Raw genomic sequence first — 20,359 nt, 5'->3', positions numbered from 1 at the left:
CCCACCGGCCGCCGGATAATTGCGTAGTGCAATATTTGCTCTGGTAGATGGTCGTCGCGTCCGGCCGTCTCGACTCGGTCAACGAGCAAAGTGAGGCCTTCGGGGGAAGGATGCGTGGATGGGGCAAAAACCGACGGCCACCGATCCTGTCCGCGCGGCGAGGCCCGTGGCCGATGCGGTCGGCCGACTCGCGGGGTGGCTGCGGGCGAACCGGCTCGGCCTGTTCTGCGTTGCGCTCGTGGTCGGGCTCGGCGCCGGGCTGGGCGCGGTGGCCTTCCGGTACCTGATCTACGGCTTCACCTGGCTGGCGACCGGGCACGACGAATTCGGCCAGGACGGCTGGGTGGGCAGCGACCATTTGCCCTGGGTCGGAATCGGTTTCTTCGTGATCATCCCGGTCGTCGGCGGTTTGCTGTACGGACCGCTCATCTCGCGGTTCGCCAAGGAGGCCCGCGGCCACGGCGTCCCGGAGGTCATGATCGCGGTCGCGGAGAACGGCGGTCGCATCCGTCCGCAGGTGACGGTGGTGAAGGCGCTGGCCTCCGCGCTGTGCATCGGTACGGGCGGGTCCGTCGGCCGTGAGGGGCCGATCGTACAGATCGGGGCGGCGCTGGCATCCGGCTTCGGCCAGTGGGTGCGCATGCCGGAGAACCGGCTGCGGGTGCTGGTGGCCTGCGGCGCCGCCGGCGGCATCTCGGCCACCTTCAACGCACCGATCACCGGGGTGTTCTTCGCCGTCGAGCTGATCCTGCGCGAACTGTCCGTGGAGGCGGTCTTCACGATCATGCTGTCCTCGATGGTCGCCGACGTGGTCGCCCGCGTCTTTTTCGGCTCGGCGCCCTTCCTGACCAAGCTGCCCGCCGGCATCGAGCTGAACCACATCGCCAACTACCTGCTGGTGGCGCTGCTCGCGGCCATCGCCGGGCTCATCGGGATCGTGTTCAAGAACGTCCTCTACAAGACCGAGGACCTTTGCGACCGGGCGTGGGGCAAGCGCCCCGATTGGGCGCGGCCTGCGGTCGGCGGGATCGTGCTGGGCCTGCTGCTGCTCGCGGTGCCGCAGCTCTACGGCGTCGGCTACCCGGTGATGTACGCCGCGTTCGCCGGCCATTACGCGCTGTGGTTCTTGGTGCTCCTCGCCGCCGGGAAGATGCTGGCGTGCGGCCTGACCATCGGCATCGGCGGATCGGGCGGCGTGTTCGCTCCCTCGCTGTTCGTCGGGGCCACCTCGGGCATGGCCTTCGGGCTGTTCGTCCAACACACGATCGGCACGGCCGTCGGGCACCCCGCCCTCTACGCCATCGTCGGGATGGGCGCCGTGTTCGCCTCGGCCGCGCGCGCCCCGCTCACGGCGCTGGCGAGCACCGTCGAAATGACCGGGGATTTCACCCTCACGCTGCCGGTCATGTTGGCCGTCGCCGTCGGCACGACGGTGTCGCGCGGGCTCTCCTACGGCACCATCTACACGACCAAGTTGTTGCGCCGGGGCATCGACATCGACCGCCCCACCCCCAGCAACGCGTTCGCCGACCTCACCGCGGCCGACGCCATGCACCGGTTCACCGTTCCGGTGGACCTGACCCGTCCGCTCGGCCACACCAACGGCGACCTGACGGGCCTGCTCGGTCCCGTCACGCGCATCCGAGAGCCGCAGGCGCTGTTCGCCAATGACAGCCTCGCTCAGGCCTTGCGCCAGCTCGTGCTCTACGGCCGCGACGGGCTTCCCGTCATCGACACCGAGGTCCGGTCCGTTCAGGGCTGGTTGACCAATCAGAACGTGCTGCGCGCGCTCAGCGCCTACTTCGCCGCCGCCCAGCCCGGTGTCGAGGCCGGCCGCCAGGCCGCCGAGTGGGCCGAACCGCAATCCACGCTCCCCGAACATGACCCGCACAGCCAGCTCGACGGCTACCGCATCGTCGAGCACACCCTGGCCAGCGACTCGGCCGCGGTCGGCCGAACCCTCGGCGACCTCGAGTGGCCGGACGGCCACTTCGCCGTCTCCGTGCTGCACAACCGGCGACTCGTCGATGCCGACGCCACCCTACGGCTCGCCGAGGGCGACCGGGTCAACGTTCTCACGCCCAAAGACGGCGCGCGGCAAGCGGATTCGGCGCCCAGCTAGGAAGCGCCGCGCGCGCTGCTGGCGGCGTCGCGCTCGGTGGTCGAGCCCTCGTGGGTCAGCTTTCCGCCCGCGCTCTCCAGGTGGGCGCGGACGAACCACTGGAACTTCTCCAGGTTTCCGGCCTGATCGATCAACAGGTCCTGGGTGACCGGGTCGAGCTCCTCGGTCTCCTCGATGTACTTGCGGATGTCCTCGATGACACCGGTGTAGACCAGGTCCAGCGCGGCCAGGTGGGCCTGGACGGTGTCGCGACCGACCGAATAGTCGTCCCAGGTGCGGTCTTTGATGATCGCACCCGGGGTGCCCTGCGGTGAACCGCCCAGAGCCGCGATGCGTTCGGCGACGTCATCGGCGAAGCCACGGACCGCCTCGACCTGCGGGTCGATCATTTCGTGCACACCAATGAAGTTCGGCCCCACCACATTCCAGTGGACGTGCTTGAGCGTCAGGTGAAGATCGTTGTAGGTGCTCAGTTGCTTTTGCAGCAGTTCGGTCAGCCGGGCTCCCTGTTTGTCGGTGAGGCCCGGGATGGTGAACTGTGTCATCGATTTCCTCCGTTTCGCACACGGTCACGTCTTCGCACAGGGTTACCCGATGGCCGGTGCCGAAAACGCCGCCGCGGCGAGGCCATGACCACGTTTAGAGCTCGCTGATGTGCTGCACCGGCAGTCGGGGCCCGCGCCGCGGCTCGTATGCCAGCCCGCTGGCCTCGAGCAAGCGGACCACGCGGTGGCGGTGCGGCCGCATCGGCTCGAGCAGTTCGACCATGCCCGCGTCATCGACCGGGCGGCCCACCAGCGTCCAGCCGATCATCTTGGGGATGTGGTAGTCGCCCACCGACAGCGCGTCGGCATCCCCGAACGCCCGCTGCGCCGTCTCCGCGGCGGTCCACTCCCCCACCCCCGGCAACGACATCAATGCCTCCCGGGCCCGCGCGGCCGGACGGGATGTCAGCCGCTCCAGCGAGTCGGCCCGCCGCGCGCACGTCACCAGCGTCTGCGCCCGCCTCGGGTCGACATTGGCGCGATGGAATTCCCAGGACGGGATGCGTCGCCACACTTCGGCGGGTGGCGGCACCCGCATCCGCGCCGGCGCCGGTCCGGGGGCCGGCGAGCCGTACTTGGACACCAGCAGGCGCCACGACCGGAACGCGTCGGCACCGGGCACCCGCTGCTCGATGATCGCCGGGATCATGGCCTCCAGCACCAGCCCGGTGCGGCCCAGCCGCAGGTGCGGGACCCGGCGGTGCGCCTCGGCGACGACCGGGTCACGCGGCACGAAATCCGAGGCGTCGTCGTGCAGGCCCAGCAGGGCCGGCAGCCGTTCGACGAACTCCGGGGCCCCGCCGCCCCACGCCACGCACCGGGCGGCATTGACGGCCGCCCGGCTGATCCGGGCGGTGACGGGGCCGGTCGGCAACAGGCTGGTCCGCCAGATGGCGCCGTCACCGGATGCCTGGAAACAGGGATCCCCGAAACCGCGCCGCAGCGGCGCCAACGTGTGCCCGAAGCTGACCGCCCCGGGAAACGTGACAGTGCGCGCGATCTCCACCGACCGACTTTCCGATTGACCGTTAACGATGTGCCAAGTCAATATTGCGATGTGATGACGCCGTTCGATGACCCGCAGGGCGAACTGGCCTGGATGTTCCTCCAAAGTACGAGCGACGGGGGCGACCTCGACGAAGGCTTCGCGCTGCTCAGTGACGACTTCACCTACTGGTCACTCGTTACGCGCACTTCCTGCGACAAGGAGACCTTCCGGCGAACCGTCGAGCGGCGCAAGGCCGAACTCGAGCTGACCATCGACCTGGTGCGCTGTGTCAACGAGGGAGAAACCGTGGTGGTCGAGGCCCAGGCGAACGGCACCACCACCGGCGGCGTCGAATACGACAGCCCGTTCGTCTGCATCTTCGACACCCGCGACGGGTTGATCGTCTCGATGCGCCTGTACAGCGACACCCGGGCGCACGAGGCCGCTTTCCCCGGATGGATCTGCTAGGACGCCGAGACGCTGATCTCCGCCTTGTTGGGGTAGAAGGCGACGTGCCCCGCGATCGCCGCGACCGCCGGATAGGGCCGCTCGTAGGTCCAGATCACGTCCTCGACGGTGTCGCCGGCCGAACTGGTCACGCTGTAATAGCTGGCCTCCCCCTTGAACGGGCAGTAGGTGCTGGTGTCCGTGCGGGTCAGCCGGTCCTGCACCACGTCGCTCATCGGAATGTATTGCGCCGCGGGCAAAGAGGCCTCGCGCAATTCGAGGGCGGCCGTCGTCTCGGCGACCAGCTCACCGTTGACCCGGACCTGTACCCGTCCCCGGGTCGGCTCGATGGTGATCGGGTGGCCGGCGTTGGGCTCTTTGATTTCGGGATGGCTCATGGTCTCCTCCTAGACGCCGATAGCGGGTGCAACACGTGCCGAGGGCCGACACTTCCCGATCAGGGCGGTCCGAACGCGTAGCGGTGATACTGGGCCATATTGGCCATGGCTGGAACCAGCGACATGGCCCTGCCCATCACGTGGTAGGCGCGCGGAAGTCGCTCGAAGGTGTCTGATTCAAACCACCGCACCCAGGAAAGCAGCCGAGTGCCGGGCACCGCCGCCAGTATCTCGCCGGGGCCGTCGATGCCCCAGCTCAACTTTGATCCTGACCGGCGCACCACCGCGTTCATCCACTGCGACTTGATACCCATCCGGTTGAACGCGTCGAATTGCAGCTCGCCGCGGTCGAAGCGATCAACGACCCGTCGCAGCAGCGCGATGCCGTCCTGTTCGCACAGATACATGGTCAGGCCTTCGGCGATCATCAGCGCGGGCCGGTCATTGGGTATCCGCGTCAGCCAGGCCGGATCGGTTACCGACGCCGCGACGACGTGGCAGTGCTCGGCGGCGGGATAGAGCCGGGTGCGCAGCTCGGCGACGTCGGGGTAGTCGATGTCGTACCACTCCACCAGCGGGCCCGGTTGGAGCCGGAAGTATCGGCCGTCCAGACCGCAACCCATATGCAGGACAACGGCGCTCGGATGTGCGTCAAGGAATTGGCGTGCCCAGATGTCCAAGTGCGCGGTGCGGGTCGTCACCGACGCTGATTTGCGCGCGGTGATGGTGGTCTTCGCCCAGTCGTAGTCGATACGTCCGACGGCCTCCTTGGCGTAACGGTCGCCCAGGATCGGGTTCGGCAAGTCGGCGTCCAGCGCCTTGGCGTACAGCGTCGCCAGCATCGTCTCGGGCGGCCCGTGCAGGTCGACGCGTATCCGGTCCATCGGCCGGGCGCCTAGTCGGGCTGCGCGGCCGGAGCGTTCTTCCGCGGGGTCCGCATCGCGGCCCAGAACCGGGCCGCCTCGCGGATCGATTCCTCGACCGGGCGTGGCTGCCAACCCAATTCGCGCTTGGCCTTGCTGCTGTCGACGTCGGATTCGGCGCGCATCATCCGCACCGAAGCCAGGCTGAGCTCGGAGTCCTTGCCGGTGAGCCGCGCCTTGAAGGTGCCCGCCGCGGCCAGGGCGTAGAGCATCGGGACCGAAATCGCGCGTTGCGGCGGCGGCACCCCGGCCTCGTCGGCCGCGATCCGTACGACGTCGTTCAGCGCGATCATCCGCTCGGAGACCAGGTATCGCTCACCGATGCGCCCGCGCTCGGCGGCCAGGATCATGGCCCGCGCAGCGTCGTCGACGCCGACGACTTCCAGCTGAATGCCGTTCATCAGAAAGGGCAGCTTGCCGAAGACCGCCCCGGCGATGAAGGCACCGTGCGGCGTGCCACCCCAGTCACCGCTGCCGTAGGTCGTCGACACGCACATCGCGACGGCGGGCAGGCCGGCGTCGGCCACGTACCGCATCACCAGGTTCTCGGCCTGCACCCTGGACTGCACATAGGGCGTCAACCCCCGCGGGCTGATCACGTCGTCTTCGGTGGCCACGTGCCCGTGCCGGCGGCCCACCGTCGCGTAGGTGCTGGTGAAGATGAACCGGCGCAGGTCCGGTTGGTTGACGGCGACATCGAGAACGTTGCGCAGGCCGTCGACGTTGGTGCGGAACAGCGGCGCCGGATCGCGCAGCCACGCGCGGGTGTCGACCACGCAGTAGTAGACGTCGTCGACGCCGTCCATCGCCTCGCGCAAGGTGGCGTCGTCGAACACGTCGCCATGAAACCGGGTCAGCTCGAGGTCGTCGATGGAGCGGGTGTTGGCGTTGGGCCGCACCATGGCGCGCACCGCGAAACCGTCGGCCACGAGCTGGCGGGTGACGTGCGAGCCCAGAAAGCCGTTGGCGCCTATAACCAGCTTGGGGCCGAGTTTGGGTTTGACGCTCACTGGAATCCTCCGTTTTCCTGCATCCACCGAGCGGCGTCGTCGTCGAGCGTGCCCAACGCCTGGGCCTTCCGGCACCACTTCATGCCGGCGCGCAGGAAACGCAGCGGGTTGTAGATGTCTTCTTCACGGCTCCACTGGCCGTCCCCGGCATAAGTGATGATCGTGATGTTGGTTGCGCTGATGACGCTGCCGTCGCCCGGGTCGCGCATCGGGTTGTCGAGTTCGAGGATGACCCGCGCGGTCGACTCGTCGACGACGGACCACAACGTGGGGAACGCGACCATGTGGCTGCCCGGAAAGGTCGTCATCGTTTGCTTGATCCACTCGCGCACCTCGTCGCGGCCCCGCATGGTGCCGGCAGCATGCTCGACGTACTCGACGTCCGGTGTGTACTGCTCGACCCAGGCGTCCCAGTCGCGCGTCTCGGCGGCCCGGGCGACCGTTTCCTCGAATTTCTCGAAGGCGGCGGCCAGTTCGCTACGGGAGAACGAACGGGTGGTCACTTTGCGGCACCGTTGCGGCTCATCGGCGGAGTGTAGCCTGGGCGGCATTGCGGCCGGTTAGGAGGACGAGCAATGGCAACCCAAAAAGCGATACTTGCCGGCGGGTGTTTCTGGGGCATGCAAGAACTCATCCGCAAGCAGCCGGGCGTGGTTTCGACCCGGGTCGGTTACACCGGCGGCGACGTCCCGAACGCCACCTACCGCAATCACGGCACGCACGCCGAGGCGATCGAGATCGTCTTCGACCCGGCCATCACCGACTACCGCACCATGCTGGAGTTCTTCTTCCAGATCCACGATCCGACAACGAAGGACCGCCAGGGCAACGACCGCGGCCCCAGTTACCGGTCGGCCATCTTCTACCTCGACGAGGAGCAGAAGCGCGTCGCGCTGGACACCATCGCCGACGTCGAGGCCTCCGGGCTGTGGCCCGGCAAGGTGGTGACCGAGGTCAGCCCCGCCGGCGACTTCTGGGAGGCCGAGCCCGAGCACCAGGACTACCTGCAGCGCTACCCGAACGGGTACACCTGCCACTACATTCGCCCGGGCTGGAAACTGCCGCGCCGGGCCACCGCGGACCAGTAGGCGGCTCCCACTCCCGGCGCCGGTGTGCGCGGCCACCGAGATGGACATGCGATGGTGTGGCCCGCAACATCGACAGACGGGCCCTTCGAGGACGAGAATTCAACGGACAGGACGCGAAGCGCCCCAACGGCGGTGTGTGCTCCGCGCGCGCGTGAAAATCCACCGCTGAAGGAGCTTCGTGCCCATGCCGTCTCAACCCACCGTCTGGGATGTCACGTACGACCTGCTGCGCACGTTGGGCATGACGACGGTGTTCGGCAATCCCGGCTCAACGGAACAGACATTCCTCAAAAACTTCCCCGACGACTTCACCTACGTCCTGGGCCTCCAGGAGGCGTCGGTGTGCATCGCCCTGGAAACCACCCGCCGCAACGCCGGCGACTGAACCACCCGGCCCGTCAGCGCCGGTGCACCACCACCCGGCCGCCGTCCTTCGGTGTGTAGGCGACGCCCCGGCCGTGCCACCGCTCCCCCGGAGCGGTGGTGGTCTCGATAGTGAAGTGGCGCAACACCGTTCGCAACACGACATCCATCTCCATGTTGGCGAACGCGGCCCCCACGCAGCGGCGGGTGCCACCGCCGAACGGAATCCACGCGAAGGCGGACGGCTTGCTCCCGACGTACCGCTGCGGATCGAAGCGCCCCGGATCCGGGAACACGTCGGGGTTTTCGTGGATTTGCGCGATGCTCACCAGCAGGGAATCGCCGCGTGGAATGACCCACTCCCCGAGCCGATAGCGCGCCGGGTAGACGCGCCGGGCGGCGAAGTCGATGACCGTGCGGGCGCGCTGCACTTCCAGGATGGTCGCCAAGCGCAGCTCCTGACCGTCGTCGTCGGCCTCCTCGACCAGTGCCGCCAGCACATCCGGGTGTCGCGTCAGCCGCTCGAACGCCCACGCCAGCGTGGAGGCCGTGGTTTCGTGCCCGGCGGCCAGCAGCGTGAGCAGTTCGTCGCCGATGTCCTTGCGCGACATGACCGAACCGTCGTCGTAAGTGCTGCGCAGCATCAGCGCCAGCACGTCGGTGCGTTCCTCGAAATTCGGATCGGCCCGCTCCGCTTCGATCAGCCTGTCGATGACGATGTCGTACTGGCGGCGCCACTCGTCCAGCCGCCCCCACGGGGTGTAGCGGCCGTAACTGCGTTTCGGCTTGGGCATGGTCGCCATCCGCGAGCCCAGCGTGACCCACGGCGGGATGAGGCGGCGCAGCTCGTCGAGTTCGGCGCCCTCGGCCCCGAACACGGCGCGCAGGATCGCGTTGAGCGTGATGCGCATCATCGACGGCAGCGTCGGGAAGGACTCGCCCTCAGGCCACCCTGCCGTCTCGCGCAGGGTCTCTTCCTCGATGATCGCCTCGTACTTCTTCATGCTCTTGCCGTGGAACGGGGGCGCCAGCAGCCGCCGGCGGCGGCGATGGTCCTCCCCGTCGAGCGCGAACACGGAGCCGGAGCCGAACAGCCGGCTCAGGTTGGGCTGGATGTTGCCGAGCTCGTCCGGGCTGGTGGTGAAGATCTGCTTGGCCAATTGCGGGTCTCCGACCACCACGACCGGGCCGTAGATCGGCAGGTTCAGCGTGAATACGTCGCCGTGCCTGCGCGCCAGCCACTGAATCATCGCCCGCCGCGACACCGCAAAACCCAGGCCCTGCAAGAACTTCGGCAGCCGGGTCGCCGGGGGCAACCTGACTGCGGCAGTGGCCGGCGGGGCGGTGACGACTTCGCTCATGGTGGGCTGCTCCCCATCTTCACCCCGGGGCACCGGGGGTGGTACCGCGGTGTACCAGAACCTTTCGGACATACGGTACTCTGTGGTACCACAGCCTGACAAGGGTGCCGTACCGATCGAAAGGGGCGCCGGCCGTGACATCACCGACGACGGCAGCGGTCGACGACGCGGTTGTCGGCGACCCGTTCCGGGTCCGGCTGCTCGACGGCCTGGCCACCTCGATCGCCGAGCGCGGGTACCGGGCCAGCACCGTTGCCGATGTCGTCCGTAACGCCCGCACCTCCAAGCGCACCTTCTACGACCAGTTCGCGAGCAAGGAGGAGTGCTTCCTGGAGCTGCTGGGCTCCGACATCGAAAGGCTGGGCGAGTGCATCGTGGCGGCGGTCGACCCCGAGGCCGACTGGCATCAGCAGATTCGTCAGGCGGTCGAGGCCTACGTCGGTTACATCGAGTCCCGCCCCGCCATCACGCTGAGCTGGATCCGGGAACTCCCGTCGCTCGGCGCCGCCGCCCGCCCGGTGCAGCGGCGCGGGCTGCAGTTGCTGTCCAGCCTGCTGATCGACCTCAGCGCCAGCCCGGGCTTCCAGCGGGCCGCGCTGCCGCCGCTGACCGCCCCCTTGTCGGTCATCCTGCTCGGCGGTTTGCGCGAACTCACCGCCCTCGCCGTCGAAGACGGAAAACCGGTGCGGGGAATCGTCGAGCCGGCCGTCGACGCCTCCATAGCCCTGCTCGGCCCGCGACACTAGTCTCATTGCAGACCCCTCAACCAAACGGAGGACTCACGATGCGGCTGTCGACCCGAAACCAGCTCAAAGGGACCATCACCGAGGTCGACCTCGGTACCGTGATGGCGATCGTGAAGGTCAAGCTCGACGGCGGCGATCAGGTCGTCACGTCGTCGGTGACCAAGGACGCCGCAACCGATCTCGGACTCAAGGTCGGCCAACCGGCGACCGTGTTCATCAAGTCCACGGAAGTCACCATCGGCGTCGACTAGCCCATGGCGACGACCATGCGCGCCGAGCGCTTCTACGCCGACACCAAACGGGTTGCGCTCGAAGATGTTCCAATACCGGAGCCCGGCCCGGGTGAGGTCCTGGTCAAGGTCGCCTTCTGCGGCATCTGCCACTCCGACCTGAGCCTGATCAACGGCACCTTCCCGGCTCAGCGGCCGGTGGTGACCCAGGGCCACGAAGCGTCGGGCACCATCGCCAAACTGGGCCCGGAGGTGACCGGCTGGGCCGAGGGCGACCGCGTCGTGGTCGCCGCCGGCCGGCCGTGCCAGACCTGCCCGAACTGCCGGCGCGGTGACGTCTTGAACTGCCTGCGGATCCAGCTGATGGCGTTCGCCTACGACGGTGCCTGGGCCGACTACACCGTGGCGCAGGCCGCGGGCCTGACGCGGGTGCCCGACAACGTGCCGCTCGAGCAGGCCGCGATCCTCGCCGACGCGGTGTCCACGCCATTCGGCGCCGTCGTCCGCACGGGGAAGGTGGTGGTCGGCGAGTCGGTCGGCGTCTGGGGCGTCGGCGGCCTCGGCACACACATCGTCCAGCTCGCGCGGTTGGTGGGCGCCGTCCCGATCGTCGCCGTCGACATCAACCCCGCCGTCCTGGAGCGGGCGCTGGCCGTCGGGGCGGACTACGCGTTCGACTCCCGCGACGACGGGCTGCGGGACAAGATCGCGGAGATCACCGGCGGGCGCCTGCTGGATGTGGCCTTCGACGCCGTCGGCCTCAAGGCGACGTTCGAGCAGGGGCTCGATTGCCTCACCCCGGGCGGCCGGCTGGTGGGCGTCGGGATGAGCGCCGAGGCGCCGACCGTGGGGCCCACTTCCTTGTTCGGCCTGACCCGCAAGCAGGTGCTGGGCCACCTGGGCTATCAGAACGTCGACATCGAAACCCTGGCGAAGCTGGTTTCGGCCGGGCGCCTTGACCTTTCACGGTCGATCAGCCAGATCGTCGCCCTGGAAGACGTGGCCCACGGCATCGAGATGCTCGAGCGGCAGGAAGGCGACCCCATTCGCATCCTGGTGCGGCCCTGAGGTCGCCCACGCTCCACGACACATAACCAGTTGCGACGACGCGCCGAAAAAGCGTGCAGCGGTTTATGTTTCGTCGCGCAGGAAGGCCCGAGCGCGATCCAGCACCAGCTCGGGGCGCTGGTCGACGATCCAGTGGCCGACGCCGTCGACCAGCTCCACCTTGAAATCGCTGATGTGGTCGGCATAGCCGTCGGTCAGGTCGGGCGTGATGACCGGGTCTTCGGTGCCGGTCAGCCAGCGGACGGGTACCTCGACGCGGGCGTCGTCGTACTCGCCGCGCATCCAGCGCAGCATCTCCCCGGTCTGGAAGCTGCGATACCACCGGGAACCGGCTTCGGCATGGCCGGGCTGACGCATGCACTCGAGGTACATGGCGACGTCGTCGTCGGGCAGCGTGAAGCCGCCGCCCACCCATGACCCCAACAGGCGGACGAACCGCGAGTTGGGTGCGCTGATCACCCGGGGGCCGATGACCGGCAGGGAGATCGGGATCTGGTACCAGAACCGCCAGACGTTGCGGACCGTCGACAGGCCCCGCTTCACCCAGGGCGCCACGGTGTTCACCCCGAAAAACCCGCTCACCTTTTCCGGGTGGCGCAGCATCATGATGAACGCGACCGGCCCGCCCCAGTCGTGGGCGACGAGCTTGACCGTCTGCACGTTCAACCGATCCAGGACGGCCGCCAGATCGTCGGCCATCTCGGCCTTGGTGTAGCTCGAGCGCGGCGCCGAGCTCCAGCCCGCGCCGCGCAGGTCGGGGCACAGCACGCGGTAGCCGTCGGCGGCCAGCGGGCCGATCAGGTTGTGCCATTCCCACCAGTTCTGGGGGAAGCCGTGCACCAGCATCACCGCCGGCCCGTCGGCCGGACCCGCGTCCGCGACGTGGATCGTCACACCGCTTCCCACATCCACGTACCTGTGTTCGACGCCGTCCAGCTCGGGCATGGTCACCATGCTTTGAGAAGGTAGCGGCCCGGCGTGGGTTAGGCCAGAAACCGTTCGACGTAGGGCGCGAAGCGGCGGCGCAGATCGGCCTCGTCCAACCCGAACATCTCGCAGGACGTCACGACGTTGCCCAGCCGGCCGCGGCGGTGGCCGGTCAGGTAGTCGTCGATCGCCGTTCGAACCTCATCGGTGAACGGCTCGTCGGCCAGGGCGTACACCCGCTGGGCCACCCCGAGCTCGTCGGCCATGAAGTCGTCGAAGCGGATGTCGATCGCGCGTTCCGGCCCGATGGTGTCGCGGTCGCGGACGAGGGCGGACAGCATGTCGTCCAGGCGGTCGATCCACGAGGCCGCAATGTCCTCCACCGGCACGGGCGTCCGGTGCATGCGGGCGGAGTAGGTGATCATTGCGATCATCGACAGCGCCACCGGCACCGGGTCGCGGTGGGTGAACACGACGATGCTGCCGGGGAAGACGCGATCCAGCACCGGCACCTGCTCGAGGTGTTGGGGCGACTTGAGCAGCCAGCGCCGCCCGCCCCGCAGGAACTGCATGGCCTTGAGTTGCCGGGCGAGGTACTGATAGTGCGGCGTCTGGTCGTGCGTCCGGTAGTACTCGCGCCAGCCCGGCACCTCGGCCAGCGTCTCGAACAGCATGGTCGAGAAGTCGTTGGCGAGCAGCTGGATCTCTTCGTGCACGTGGTCGGTGGTCATCTCGTGCATCAGCGGGAAGTGGGGCATCACCGTGTTGATCACCCCGACCGCGACGTCCATGCGCGCCCGCCGCGGGTCGGGCTCGACACCGGCCTCGGCCGGCACGGGGAACGGTTCGGCGCTTTCCCAATACGGCATGGTGCGGAAGGTGGGCGGCGCCGCCAGCAGGTTGTGCAGGTGGGTGGTGCCGGTGCGGGGCAAGCCGGCGATCACCACCGGCGGTTGCAGCTCGATGTCGTCGATCTCGGGGTGCCGCCGCAACAGGTCGGTCAGCAGGAGCCGGTTCTTGAGCAACTGCAGCAGCTGGCCGTAGAAGTTCACCACCCCGGCCCCGTGCAGCCCGTCGATGTCGCGCAGCGCGGCGAGGTAGACGTCGAGCCGCTCGCGGTAGTCCGACGGGCCGAAGTCGTCGAGGCCGGTGTCGGCGGTGGCCCGGGCGTGTAGCGCGTCGGCGTCGAGCGGGCAGTCGGGCGCCAGCGAGGCCATCATGTCGAGGATCTGCTGGGCCTCGGCGCCGAATCGGGGCCGGGCGAGGTCGTCGAGGAGAACGGCGTCGGTCACGGCGACTTATGTTACTTTCGGTTTCGTAATGGTAGTGGATTTTGGCCGACCCCGTGACCCGCGCATCGACGGAGCGGTGCTGAGTGCCACCGTCGAACTGCTCGCCGAGACCGGCTATGCCGGGCTGTTGGTCTCCGCGATCGCCGACCGCGCCGGCACCAGCAAGCCCGCGATCTACCGGCGCTGGCCGAGCAAGGCACACCTCGTCCACGAGGCGGTGTTCCCCATCGGTGCCGCGACCGAGCTGCCCGACACCGGGTCCCTGCCCGAGGATCTGCGCGAGATGGTCCGTCGCTCAATGGTTTTCCTGACTACACCGGCCGCCCGGGCGGCCTTGCCGGGCCTGGTGGCCGAGATGGCCGCCGACCCGTCCCTGCATGCGGCGCTGCTGGAGCGGTTCGCCGGCGTCATCGGCGGCGGCCTCGCCGAGTTGCTGGCGCGGGCCGCGGACCGCGGCGAGGTCCGGCCCGACGTGACCGCCACAGAACTGACCGAGGCCATCGCCGGCATCACGCTGATGGGCTTGCTCACCCGCGTCACCGAGCTCGACTCCGAGACCGGGCAGGCCTGGATCGACCGCACCACCACGTTGCTCCTGAAGGGAATCCGCGCATGACGCACGAAACGACCGCCGCGTGGCAGGACCTGCTGGGGACCCTCGGCGCCCTGGACCGGTCCTTCACGGAGGGCGACCGGGCGGTCACCGACGACCGGCACGTCGCCGACGGCTACCGCATGCTGGCCAGCACGCTCGGCGTGGCCTTCGACGCCTACCTGTTCACCGAACCCGGCCGGCCCCAGTTCGTCGCGGTGAACACGCCGTTCCGCCGCGACCGGCGCTGGGGCGGTGACAACACCGACGCCTACTACTTCGTCTGCCCGGTCGACCCGGAGCGCCGCTACCGCATCAGCGGCAACAAGGGTGACAGCGTGTATTTCTCGGTCACCGCCTACAACGAGCCGTCACCGGGCGCGTGGTCCGACCGGGTGGTCGCGATCGTCCGGGACAGCGATCTGGACGTCCTCGATATTGATGCCGACGGCAACTTCGCCTTCGAATTCGGCCCCACGCCCGACGCCGCCGTGCTGATGACCCGCGACTACCAGGCCGACCCGCTGACCGGGCGCCCCGTCACCTGGCGGATCGAGGCGCTCGACGCGCCGGACCCCATCCGGCACGGCGACGCCGAGACAGCGGCACGCCTGCGCGCCGTCGCGACCTGGTTGCGCACCATGTTCGCGATCGTGCCGCTCGCGGTCGGCACCCGGGTCGACGACGATCACTCCCTCGGGCACGAAACGGCGCACGCGGCAAACGAATTCGCCGACCCCTATCAGGTCCCCGACGCGAACTTCGGCTGGTCGGCGCGCGACGCCTGCTACGCGTACGGCAGCTTCGTGCTCGACGACGACGAAGCGCTGGTGATCACGCACCGCCCGCCCGCCTGCCGGTTCTGGAACCTGGTGGTGTGGAACCAGTTCATGGCCACGTTCGGCGCCGCCGAGGGCCCCGACGTCCGCTGCTCGATCAACGGGCACAGCGCCGCGCTCAACGCCGACGGCTCGGTGACGATCGTGTTGTCCCGCGCGATGACCGGCCATCCGAATTCGCTGACCACGCTGGGTTATCCGCGCGGGAACCTCGCCTTCCGGTGGTTTTTGGCCGACGGGGTGCCGGCGCGGCCGGAGGTGAAGCTGGTGAAGGCTTCGCTGGCGCCGACCGCCACCACCTGACCCGGCGAGCGTGGGCCCCGGGTAGGCGAATCGCCCCGAATTCGTCCATCGCCCCCCCACGCTCGAGAGTCAGGTTTCGCGGACCAACTCGATGGCCCGGCCGAGCGTGCGCAGCTTCGCCTCCAGCGTGTCGCCGGCCGGATACATCCGCACGGTGTTCACGCCCGCGTCCCGCCACACCGCAAGCCGGGCGCGCACCAGTTCCTCGGTGCCGATCAGGGTGGTGGCCAGCACCATGTCGTCGGTGACCAACGCGGCCGCGCCGTCGCGGTCACCGCGCTGCCAGCGCTCGCGGACCTCGGCGGCGACGTCGGCCCAGCCCTGCCGGCTGTAGGCCCGGTTGTAAAAGTTGGTGCTCGCGGACCCCATCCCGCCAAGGCTGAAGGCGAGCTCTTTCCTGCGGCCGGCGACCATGCCACGCAGTTCCTCCTCGTCGGCGGCGAAGGCGACCTCGGCCCCCTGGCAGACGTCGATGTCGGCGCGCCTGCGGCCGGCGGCGGCCAGGCCGTCGTCCAGGTGCGAGAAGTAGGCGTCGCCCGCGCCCTCCGGGACGAAGCTGGTACCCAGCCAGCCGTCGGCGACCCGCCCGGTCAACCGCAGCATCGCCGGGGACAGCGCGGCCAGGTAGACGGGGATGGGATGCTCGGGCCGGGTCGACAATCGCATCGGCACGCCCTCACCCCCGGGCAGCGGGATGTGAAAATGCCTGCCGGAGTAGGAGACTTTCCCCCCGGTGCACACCTGCCGCACGATGTCGACGGTTTCGGCGATGCGGCCCAGGGGCCGGCCGAACGATACGCCGTGCAGCCCCTCGATCACCTGGGGGCCGGACGCGCCCAGGCCGAGCAGGAACCGCCCGCCCGACAGGTTGGACAGGGTGATCGCCGTCTGGGCGACCATGACGGGCGAGCGGACGCCGACCTGCAGCACGCCCGAGCCGAGCAGGATCCGCTCGGTGCGCGCCGCGAGGTAGCCCAGCGCCGACGGCGCGTCGGAGCCCCAGGCCTCGGCGACCCAGCACACGTCGAGGCCCAGCTTCTCCGCCTCGACGACGAACGTCGCGGTGTCACGACCGGCGCTGGAGAATTCGACCGTCGTGGCGGTGCGCATCAGCGCACCCCGTGCTCGGCCAGCCTCTTGATCGCCGCGAGGGTCTTGCCCATCGCGCCCTCGAACTCGCGCATCCGCACGAAGACGATCTTCTGTTCCTTGTCGGGCATCGACTCGATGGCCACCGACAGCCCCGAGCGCCCCGGCCCCATCTGCATCCAGTAGCTCAGCGCCGTGCCGCCGTCGCGGGGTGTCAGGCGGAACCGCCACATCGCCGCGGGATTGGCGGGATCGCCCACGGCCCAGGCGAATTCGCGGGGCTCGTCGCACGCGACGATCTGCGAGGTGGCGCTCCATTGCCCGAACGCGTCGTGTCGGTTGTGTCCGATGAACCGGGCGCCCACGCACGGGGCGTCGGCGCCCTCGGCCCACTCCACGGCTTGCAGCTCATTGCTCAGCGTCGGCATCAGTTTGATGTCGGAAACCAGGCTCCACACCCGGGCGGGTTCCGCGTCGATCCACGTCGATGCCTCCACCGTCGGTTTGTCTGCGTAGCGCGCGCCGGTCCATTCCACGACGCCCATTGTCCCCCGCGCGCAAGACCCGGGCGCGGGGGACGTGGGCCGCCGTCAGGCGGCGGCGGGCACCGGACCGGGCGCCCGGTCGTTCGTCACCCTGCGCAGGACCGAGTCCGGGAAGGTGAGCCGGACGATCTTGCGGACGACGGTGCCGAACTGGCGCAGCAGGGGGCCGCGGTTGTAGGGGATGCCGTAGCGCTGGCAGATCTCTTGGACCTCCGGCGCGATCTCGGCGTAGCGACGGGCCGGCATGTCCGGGAACAGGTGGTGCTCGATCTGGTGCGACAGGTTGCCGGAGAGCAGGTGGAAGAGCTTGCCGCCGGTGAGGTTCGCCGAACCGAGAACCTGGCGGAAATACCACATGCCGCGCGACTCGTCCCTGGTCTCCTCGACGGTGAATTCCTGGGTACCGTCGGGGAAGTGGCCGCAGAAGATGATCATGTACGACCACACGTTGCGCATCAGGTTGGCGGTGAGGTTGCCGGTGAAGACGAACGGCGCGAACGGCCCGGCCAGCAGCGGGAAGGCGACGTAGTCCTTGAGCGTCTGCCGGCGCGTCTTGCGCCAGATCTCGCGCAGCACCTCGCGTTTGTCGGCGAGCTCGATCTCGCCGGAGCGGATGCGCTCGGTTTCCAGCTCGTGCAGCGCGACGCCGTACTGGAACAGCACCATCAGCAGGAAGGCGTAGACCGGGTTGCCGAGGAAGTAGAGCGTCCAGCGCTGGTCCTCGCTCATCCGCAGGATGCCGTAGCCGATGTCGCGGTCCATGCCCACGATGTTGGTGTGGGTGTGGTGCATGTAGTTGTGCGAGTGGCGCCACTGATCGGCCGGGCATGCGGTGTCCCACTCGAAGGAGCGGCCGGAGATGTTCGGGTCGCGCATCCAGTCGTACTGACCGTGCATGATGTTGTGGCCGATCTCCATGTTGTCAAGGATTTTCGACAACCCGAGCATCGTGGTTCCCAGCAGCCAGGCGGGCGGCAGGTACAGCAGCGCCCGGCCGCCGACCTCCAGCGCGCGCTGGGTTTTGATGACGCGGCGGATGTAGTCGGCATCCTCCGCGCCCAGGTCGGCCATCACGCGTTCCCTGATGGCGTCCAGCTCGCGGCCGAATGCGTCGGCCTGTTCGGGGGTGAGGTGAATCGTGTTCTGTGTCATGGCTTTCCTTCAAGAAACTTGTCGCTAGAGGGATAACTCGACGTCGCCGACCGGCACGGAGACGCAGATCTGCACGTCCTCGTCGGGACCGGTCGAGACCGCCCCGGTGATCAGGTTGCGCACCGTCCCGGCGGTTTTCCGCCGGGTACAGGTGTGGCAGATGCCCATCCGGCAGCCGTTCTCCGGTGTCAGGCCCGCCGACTCCGCCTGTTCCAGCAGCGAGCGCCCGTCGTCGACGACATCGACCCCGCTGTCGGAGAAGGTGACCCGCCCGCCCGAGGGATTGGCCGGCGCCTCGAACGACGGCGGCACGAAGCTCTCGGTGCAGACGTTGTCGCAGTGATTTCGCACGGCGTCGACCAAGGGCGTTGGCCCGCAGACGAACACCGCGTCCGGGGATGGCATCGCGGCGGCCAGGTGTGCGGCGCCGAATCGACCGGCGAGGTCGCCGCCGTCGGATCGGGTGTAGCCGTGCAGCACGCGGACGCCGGGCAGCGCGGCGAGCTCGTCGCGGTAGCACGCCTCGGCCGCCGTGCGGGCGTAATGGATGAACGCGATCTCGCCCGGGTGGCCCTCGGCGACCAGGGTGCGCAGCATCGCCATCACCGGCGTGATGCCGCTTCCACCGGAAACGAAGAGGATTCGGCGCGGCCTGTGCTGCGGCAGCGTGAAGTCGCCGCCGACCCCGGCCAAGCCGACCACCATGCCGCGGTGGGCGTGCTCGTACAGGTAGGTCGAGACCAGCCCGCCGTCGTGCCTGCCGATCGTGAGCTCGAGCCGGGCCGCGCCCTCGGCGTTGGCCGGCGAATAGCAGCGGGTGTGCCGGCGGCCGTCGATCTCGACGGTGAGGTTGACGTATTGGCCGGCCCTGACGGTCCAGGCGGACGTGAAGCGCTCGTTCGGGGCGAGGACGAGGGTGACGCTGCGGGCGGTGGTCCGGCGGACGTCGATCACCTTGGCGCGGGCCTCGCCCAGCGTCCAGGTCGGCGCCACCAGCTCGGTGTACCGGTCGACGCCGTGTGGACCGGTGAGCAGGTCGAGAAGGTCTGAACCCAAGACGCGCTTCCGAAACGTGCGAGCGAGGGCCCGACCAGAACTCTGAGCGGTTTGAGTGAACATATGTACACCGTGCGGCCGCACCACCCGGTCAGTCAAGGGTTTACTGCAGCTCTGTGGTAGGGTTCACATAGTGAACAGCCGTACTCCTAGCTCACGGGTGCGCGGTTCTGGTCGCGAGCACGTGCGCGAAAGCCGGTCGCGCGAGGAGCGCAAAGAGGCGACCCGTCGCGCCATCATCGCCGCGGCGCTCAAGCTGCTGCAGGACCGCAGCTTTTCCAGCCTGAGCCTGCGCGAGGTGACCCGTGAGGTCGGGATCGTCCCGGCGGCGTTCTACCGTCACTTCGAGTCGATGGAGGCCCTCGGGCTGGTCCTGATCGACGAGTCGTTCCGGAGCCTGCGCGACACCCTCCGCGAGGCCCGCGCCGACAAGCTCGACCCGAATCGGGTGATCGAATCGTCCGTCGAGATCCTGGTCGCCAGTGTCGCGCAGCGGCGGGAACATTGGCGATTCATCGCACGCGAACGCAACAGCGGGCTGAGCGTGCTGCGCTATGCCATCCGCACCGAGATCCGGCTGATCACGTCCGAGTTGGCGACCGACCTGGCGCGCTTTCCGCGGCTACACGAATGGAGCACCGAGGACCTCAACGTGCTGGCGACCCTGTTCGTCAACGCGATGATCGTCATCGCGGAGGCCATAGAGGACGCGCAGAGCACCGAGGCTCTGGAAGACATCCGGCGGATCGCCGTCAAGCAACTGCGGATGATCGCGATCGGCATCGCCGGCTGGAAGAGCAGCCCCTAGCGCCCGTTCGCGTGTCCGGCCGGCAGTGAACAGTCGAACACTGGTTGCCTCACTCCGTCGTCTGCGTGAAGTCCGGCGCCCCGTTCTCGTCGACGACCTCGTAGAGCGACCGGCCGTCTTCGGGCGCGCCGTCGATCTGACCGCGATGCGCGCGCCCGGGAGGGCCGTCGGGGGTCGCGCCCGCCGCGTCGTCGCCAGAGACGTCAGGCTCCTCTTCGGCCAGCCGGGCATCCAGGGATTCACCCTCGCGCGCTTCCCGTGCGGTCATGCCGAACCGGTTCGCTTCGCTCCAGCCCTCGGGCGGGTCGACGACGATGTCACCGTCGTCGTTGTGGACCTCGTCGGAATCGGTGCCTTCACTCGCGTTCAGGGTGTCACCGGGTCCGCCTTCCTCGGGAAAGTCAGCGGGGTCCACCACCTCGTCGGCTTGCGGGTTTTCGCTCATGCGGGAACGGTTGCCCGCCGGG

Annotated in this window: 24 protein-coding genes; 10 read left to right on the top strand and 14 right to left on the bottom strand. The window is 68.7% G+C overall.

Annotated features, from left to right (window positions below):
• Positions 1 to 118 precede the first annotated feature (118 nt).
• Positions 119 to 2,122, top strand: coding sequence for a chloride channel protein (locus AWC03_RS05370; protein ID WP_085239460.1), 2,004 nt, complete (start codon positions 119 to 121; stop codon positions 2,120 to 2,122).
• Here the strand turns inward: AWC03_RS05370 and dps are convergent.
• Positions 2,119 to 2,667, bottom strand: a complete 549-nt coding sequence (gene dps / locus AWC03_RS05365) for a DNA starvation/stationary phase protection protein Dps (protein ID WP_085239459.1) — start codon at positions 2,665 to 2,667, stop codon at positions 2,119 to 2,121. The two genes, AWC03_RS05370 and dps, sit on opposite strands and share 4 nt — an antisense overlap.
• Before the next feature lie 94 nt (positions 2,668 to 2,761).
• A complete protein-coding gene (locus AWC03_RS05360; RefSeq protein ID WP_085239458.1) occupies positions 2,762 to 3,673 on the bottom strand; it encodes a DNA-3-methyladenine glycosylase family protein in 912 nt (303 codons plus the stop codon).
• Positions 3,674 to 3,727: 54 nt separating this feature from the next.
• On the opposite strand from AWC03_RS05360, the gene AWC03_RS05355 reads away from it, so the two are divergent.
• The gene (locus AWC03_RS05355) at positions 3,728 to 4,123 is read left to right on the top strand and encodes a nuclear transport factor 2 family protein (RefSeq protein ID WP_244275140.1); all 396 of its coding nucleotides are present in this window, start codon (positions 3,728 to 3,730) and stop codon (positions 4,121 to 4,123) included.
• On the opposite strand, the gene AWC03_RS05350 is transcribed toward AWC03_RS05355, so the two are convergent.
• Genes AWC03_RS05350 through AWC03_RS05335 form a run of 4 tightly spaced genes read right to left on the bottom strand, consistent with a single transcriptional unit; the run spans position 4,120 to position 6,984 of the window.
• A complete protein-coding gene (locus tag AWC03_RS05350) occupies positions 4,120 to 4,500 on the bottom strand; it encodes a DUF427 domain-containing protein (RefSeq protein ID WP_085239456.1) in 381 nt (126 codons plus the stop codon). The genes AWC03_RS05355 and AWC03_RS05350 overlap by 4 nt on opposite strands.
• Before the next feature lie 59 nt (positions 4,501 to 4,559).
• Positions 4,560 to 5,375, bottom strand: coding sequence for a class I SAM-dependent methyltransferase (locus AWC03_RS05345; protein ID WP_085239534.1), 816 nt, complete (start codon positions 5,373 to 5,375; stop codon positions 4,560 to 4,562).
• A gap of 20 nt (positions 5,376 to 5,395) precedes the next feature.
• Positions 5,396 to 6,433 (bottom strand): NAD-dependent epimerase/dehydratase family protein, encoded by a 1,038-nt coding sequence (locus tag AWC03_RS05340; RefSeq protein ID WP_085239455.1) that lies wholly within the window; start codon positions 6,431 to 6,433, stop codon positions 5,396 to 5,398.
• Entirely contained in the window at positions 6,430 to 6,984 is a 555-nt protein-coding gene (locus tag AWC03_RS05335) for a nuclear transport factor 2 family protein (RefSeq protein ID WP_420845645.1), read from the bottom strand. The genes AWC03_RS05340 and AWC03_RS05335 overlap by 4 nt, the downstream gene beginning before the upstream one ends.
• Before the next feature lie 24 nt (positions 6,985 to 7,008).
• On the opposite strand from AWC03_RS05335, the gene msrA reads away from it, so the two are divergent.
• Together msrA and AWC03_RS05325 are read left to right on the top strand one after the other, a co-directional pair.
• The gene (msrA, locus tag AWC03_RS05330) at positions 7,009 to 7,521 is read left to right on the top strand and encodes a peptide-methionine (S)-S-oxide reductase MsrA (protein ID WP_085239453.1); all 513 of its coding nucleotides are present in this window, start codon (positions 7,009 to 7,011) and stop codon (positions 7,519 to 7,521) included.
• Positions 7,522 to 7,705: 184 nt separating this feature from the next.
• Positions 7,706 to 7,906: a thiamine pyrophosphate-binding protein gene (locus AWC03_RS05325; protein ID WP_158089950.1), complete on the top strand. Its 201-nt coding sequence runs from the start codon at positions 7,706 to 7,708 to the stop codon at positions 7,904 to 7,906.
• 13 nt (positions 7,907 to 7,919) lie between these two features.
• Here the strand turns inward: AWC03_RS05325 and AWC03_RS05320 are convergent, their stop codons facing one another.
• Positions 7,920 to 9,245: a cytochrome P450 gene (locus tag AWC03_RS05320; RefSeq protein WP_085239452.1), complete on the bottom strand. Its 1,326-nt coding sequence runs from the start codon at positions 9,243 to 9,245 to the stop codon at positions 7,920 to 7,922.
• Between the two features lie 134 nt (positions 9,246 to 9,379).
• Here AWC03_RS05320 and AWC03_RS05315 point away from each other — a divergent pair, with 134 nt between their 5' ends.
• Genes AWC03_RS05315 through AWC03_RS05305 form a run of 3 tightly spaced genes read left to right on the top strand, consistent with a single transcriptional unit; the run spans position 9,380 to position 11,289 of the window.
• Complete coding sequence (locus AWC03_RS05315) at positions 9,380 to 9,991, top strand: TetR/AcrR family transcriptional regulator (RefSeq protein WP_085239451.1); 612 nt, start codon at positions 9,380 to 9,382, stop codon at positions 9,989 to 9,991.
• A 38-nt stretch (positions 9,992 to 10,029) separates the two neighbouring features.
• The gene (locus AWC03_RS05310; protein ID WP_066949331.1) at positions 10,030 to 10,242 is read left to right on the top strand and encodes a TOBE domain-containing protein; all 213 of its coding nucleotides are present in this window, start codon (positions 10,030 to 10,032) and stop codon (positions 10,240 to 10,242) included.
• Positions 10,243 to 10,245: 3 nt separating this feature from the next.
• Positions 10,246 to 11,289 carry a zinc-binding dehydrogenase gene (locus AWC03_RS05305; RefSeq protein WP_085239450.1) on the top strand — a complete coding sequence of 348 codons (1,044 nt, stop codon included), beginning with the start codon at positions 10,246 to 10,248 and terminating at the stop codon, positions 11,287 to 11,289.
• 63 nt (positions 11,290 to 11,352) lie between these two features.
• Here the strand turns inward: AWC03_RS05305 and AWC03_RS05300 are convergent, their stop codons facing one another.
• Positions 11,353 to 12,243 carry an alpha/beta fold hydrolase gene (locus AWC03_RS05300; protein WP_085239449.1) on the bottom strand — a complete coding sequence of 297 codons (891 nt, stop codon included), beginning with the start codon at positions 12,241 to 12,243 and terminating at the stop codon, positions 11,353 to 11,355.
• A 29-nt stretch (positions 12,244 to 12,272) separates the two neighbouring features.
• Positions 12,273 to 13,508, bottom strand: a complete 1,236-nt coding sequence (locus AWC03_RS05295; protein ID WP_085239448.1) for a sulfotransferase family protein — start codon at positions 13,506 to 13,508, stop codon at positions 12,273 to 12,275.
• 28 nt (positions 13,509 to 13,536) lie between these two features.
• On the opposite strand from AWC03_RS05295, the gene AWC03_RS05290 reads away from it, so the two are divergent.
• Both AWC03_RS05290 and AWC03_RS05285 read left to right on the top strand, forming a co-directional pair.
• Positions 13,537 to 14,124, top strand: coding sequence for a TetR/AcrR family transcriptional regulator (locus AWC03_RS05290; RefSeq protein WP_085239447.1), 588 nt, complete (start codon positions 13,537 to 13,539; stop codon positions 14,122 to 14,124).
• Positions 14,121 to 15,242 (top strand): DUF1214 domain-containing protein, encoded by a 1,122-nt coding sequence (locus AWC03_RS05285; RefSeq protein WP_085239446.1) that lies wholly within the window; start codon positions 14,121 to 14,123, stop codon positions 15,240 to 15,242. Before AWC03_RS05290 ends, AWC03_RS05285 begins: the two co-directional genes overlap by 4 nt.
• A gap of 69 nt (positions 15,243 to 15,311) precedes the next feature.
• Here AWC03_RS05285 and AWC03_RS05280 read toward each other — a convergent pair whose 3' ends face one another.
• From AWC03_RS05280 to AWC03_RS05265, 4 genes are read right to left on the bottom strand one after another with little or no spacing between them, the layout of a single operon-like run.
• Positions 15,312 to 16,352 carry an LLM class flavin-dependent oxidoreductase gene (locus tag AWC03_RS05280; protein ID WP_085239445.1) on the bottom strand — a complete coding sequence of 347 codons (1,041 nt, stop codon included), beginning with the start codon at positions 16,350 to 16,352 and terminating at the stop codon, positions 15,312 to 15,314.
• Positions 16,352 to 16,876 carry an SRPBCC family protein gene (locus AWC03_RS05275; protein WP_208859325.1) on the bottom strand — a complete coding sequence of 175 codons (525 nt, stop codon included), beginning with the start codon at positions 16,874 to 16,876 and terminating at the stop codon, positions 16,352 to 16,354. The genes AWC03_RS05280 and AWC03_RS05275 overlap by 1 nt, the downstream gene beginning before the upstream one ends.
• Positions 16,877 to 16,921: 45 nt before the next feature.
• Positions 16,922 to 18,028, bottom strand: a complete 1,107-nt coding sequence (locus AWC03_RS05270; RefSeq protein ID WP_085239444.1) for a fatty acid desaturase family protein — start codon at positions 18,026 to 18,028, stop codon at positions 16,922 to 16,924.
• Between the two features lie 24 nt (positions 18,029 to 18,052).
• The gene (locus AWC03_RS05265) at positions 18,053 to 19,147 is read right to left on the bottom strand and encodes a ferredoxin reductase (protein ID WP_085239443.1); all 1,095 of its coding nucleotides are present in this window, start codon (positions 19,145 to 19,147) and stop codon (positions 18,053 to 18,055) included.
• 97 nt (positions 19,148 to 19,244) lie between these two features.
• On the opposite strand from AWC03_RS05265, the gene AWC03_RS05260 reads away from it, so the two are divergent.
• Positions 19,245 to 19,892 (top strand): TetR family transcriptional regulator, encoded by a 648-nt coding sequence (locus AWC03_RS05260; protein ID WP_211279209.1) that lies wholly within the window; start codon positions 19,245 to 19,247, stop codon positions 19,890 to 19,892.
• A gap of 49 nt (positions 19,893 to 19,941) precedes the next feature.
• Here AWC03_RS05260 and AWC03_RS05255 read toward each other — a convergent pair whose 3' ends face one another.
• A complete protein-coding gene (locus AWC03_RS05255) occupies positions 19,942 to 20,337 on the bottom strand; it encodes a hypothetical protein (RefSeq protein WP_085239441.1) in 396 nt (131 codons plus the stop codon).
• Positions 20,338 to 20,359: the final 22 nt, after the last annotated feature.

Source organism: Mycobacterium europaeum (assembly GCF_002102155.1).
GTDB classification, from domain to species: Bacteria; Actinomycetota; Actinomycetes; order Mycobacteriales; family Mycobacteriaceae; genus Mycobacterium; species Mycobacterium europaeum.
This window is presented reverse-complemented; position numbering and strand designations above follow the sequence as displayed.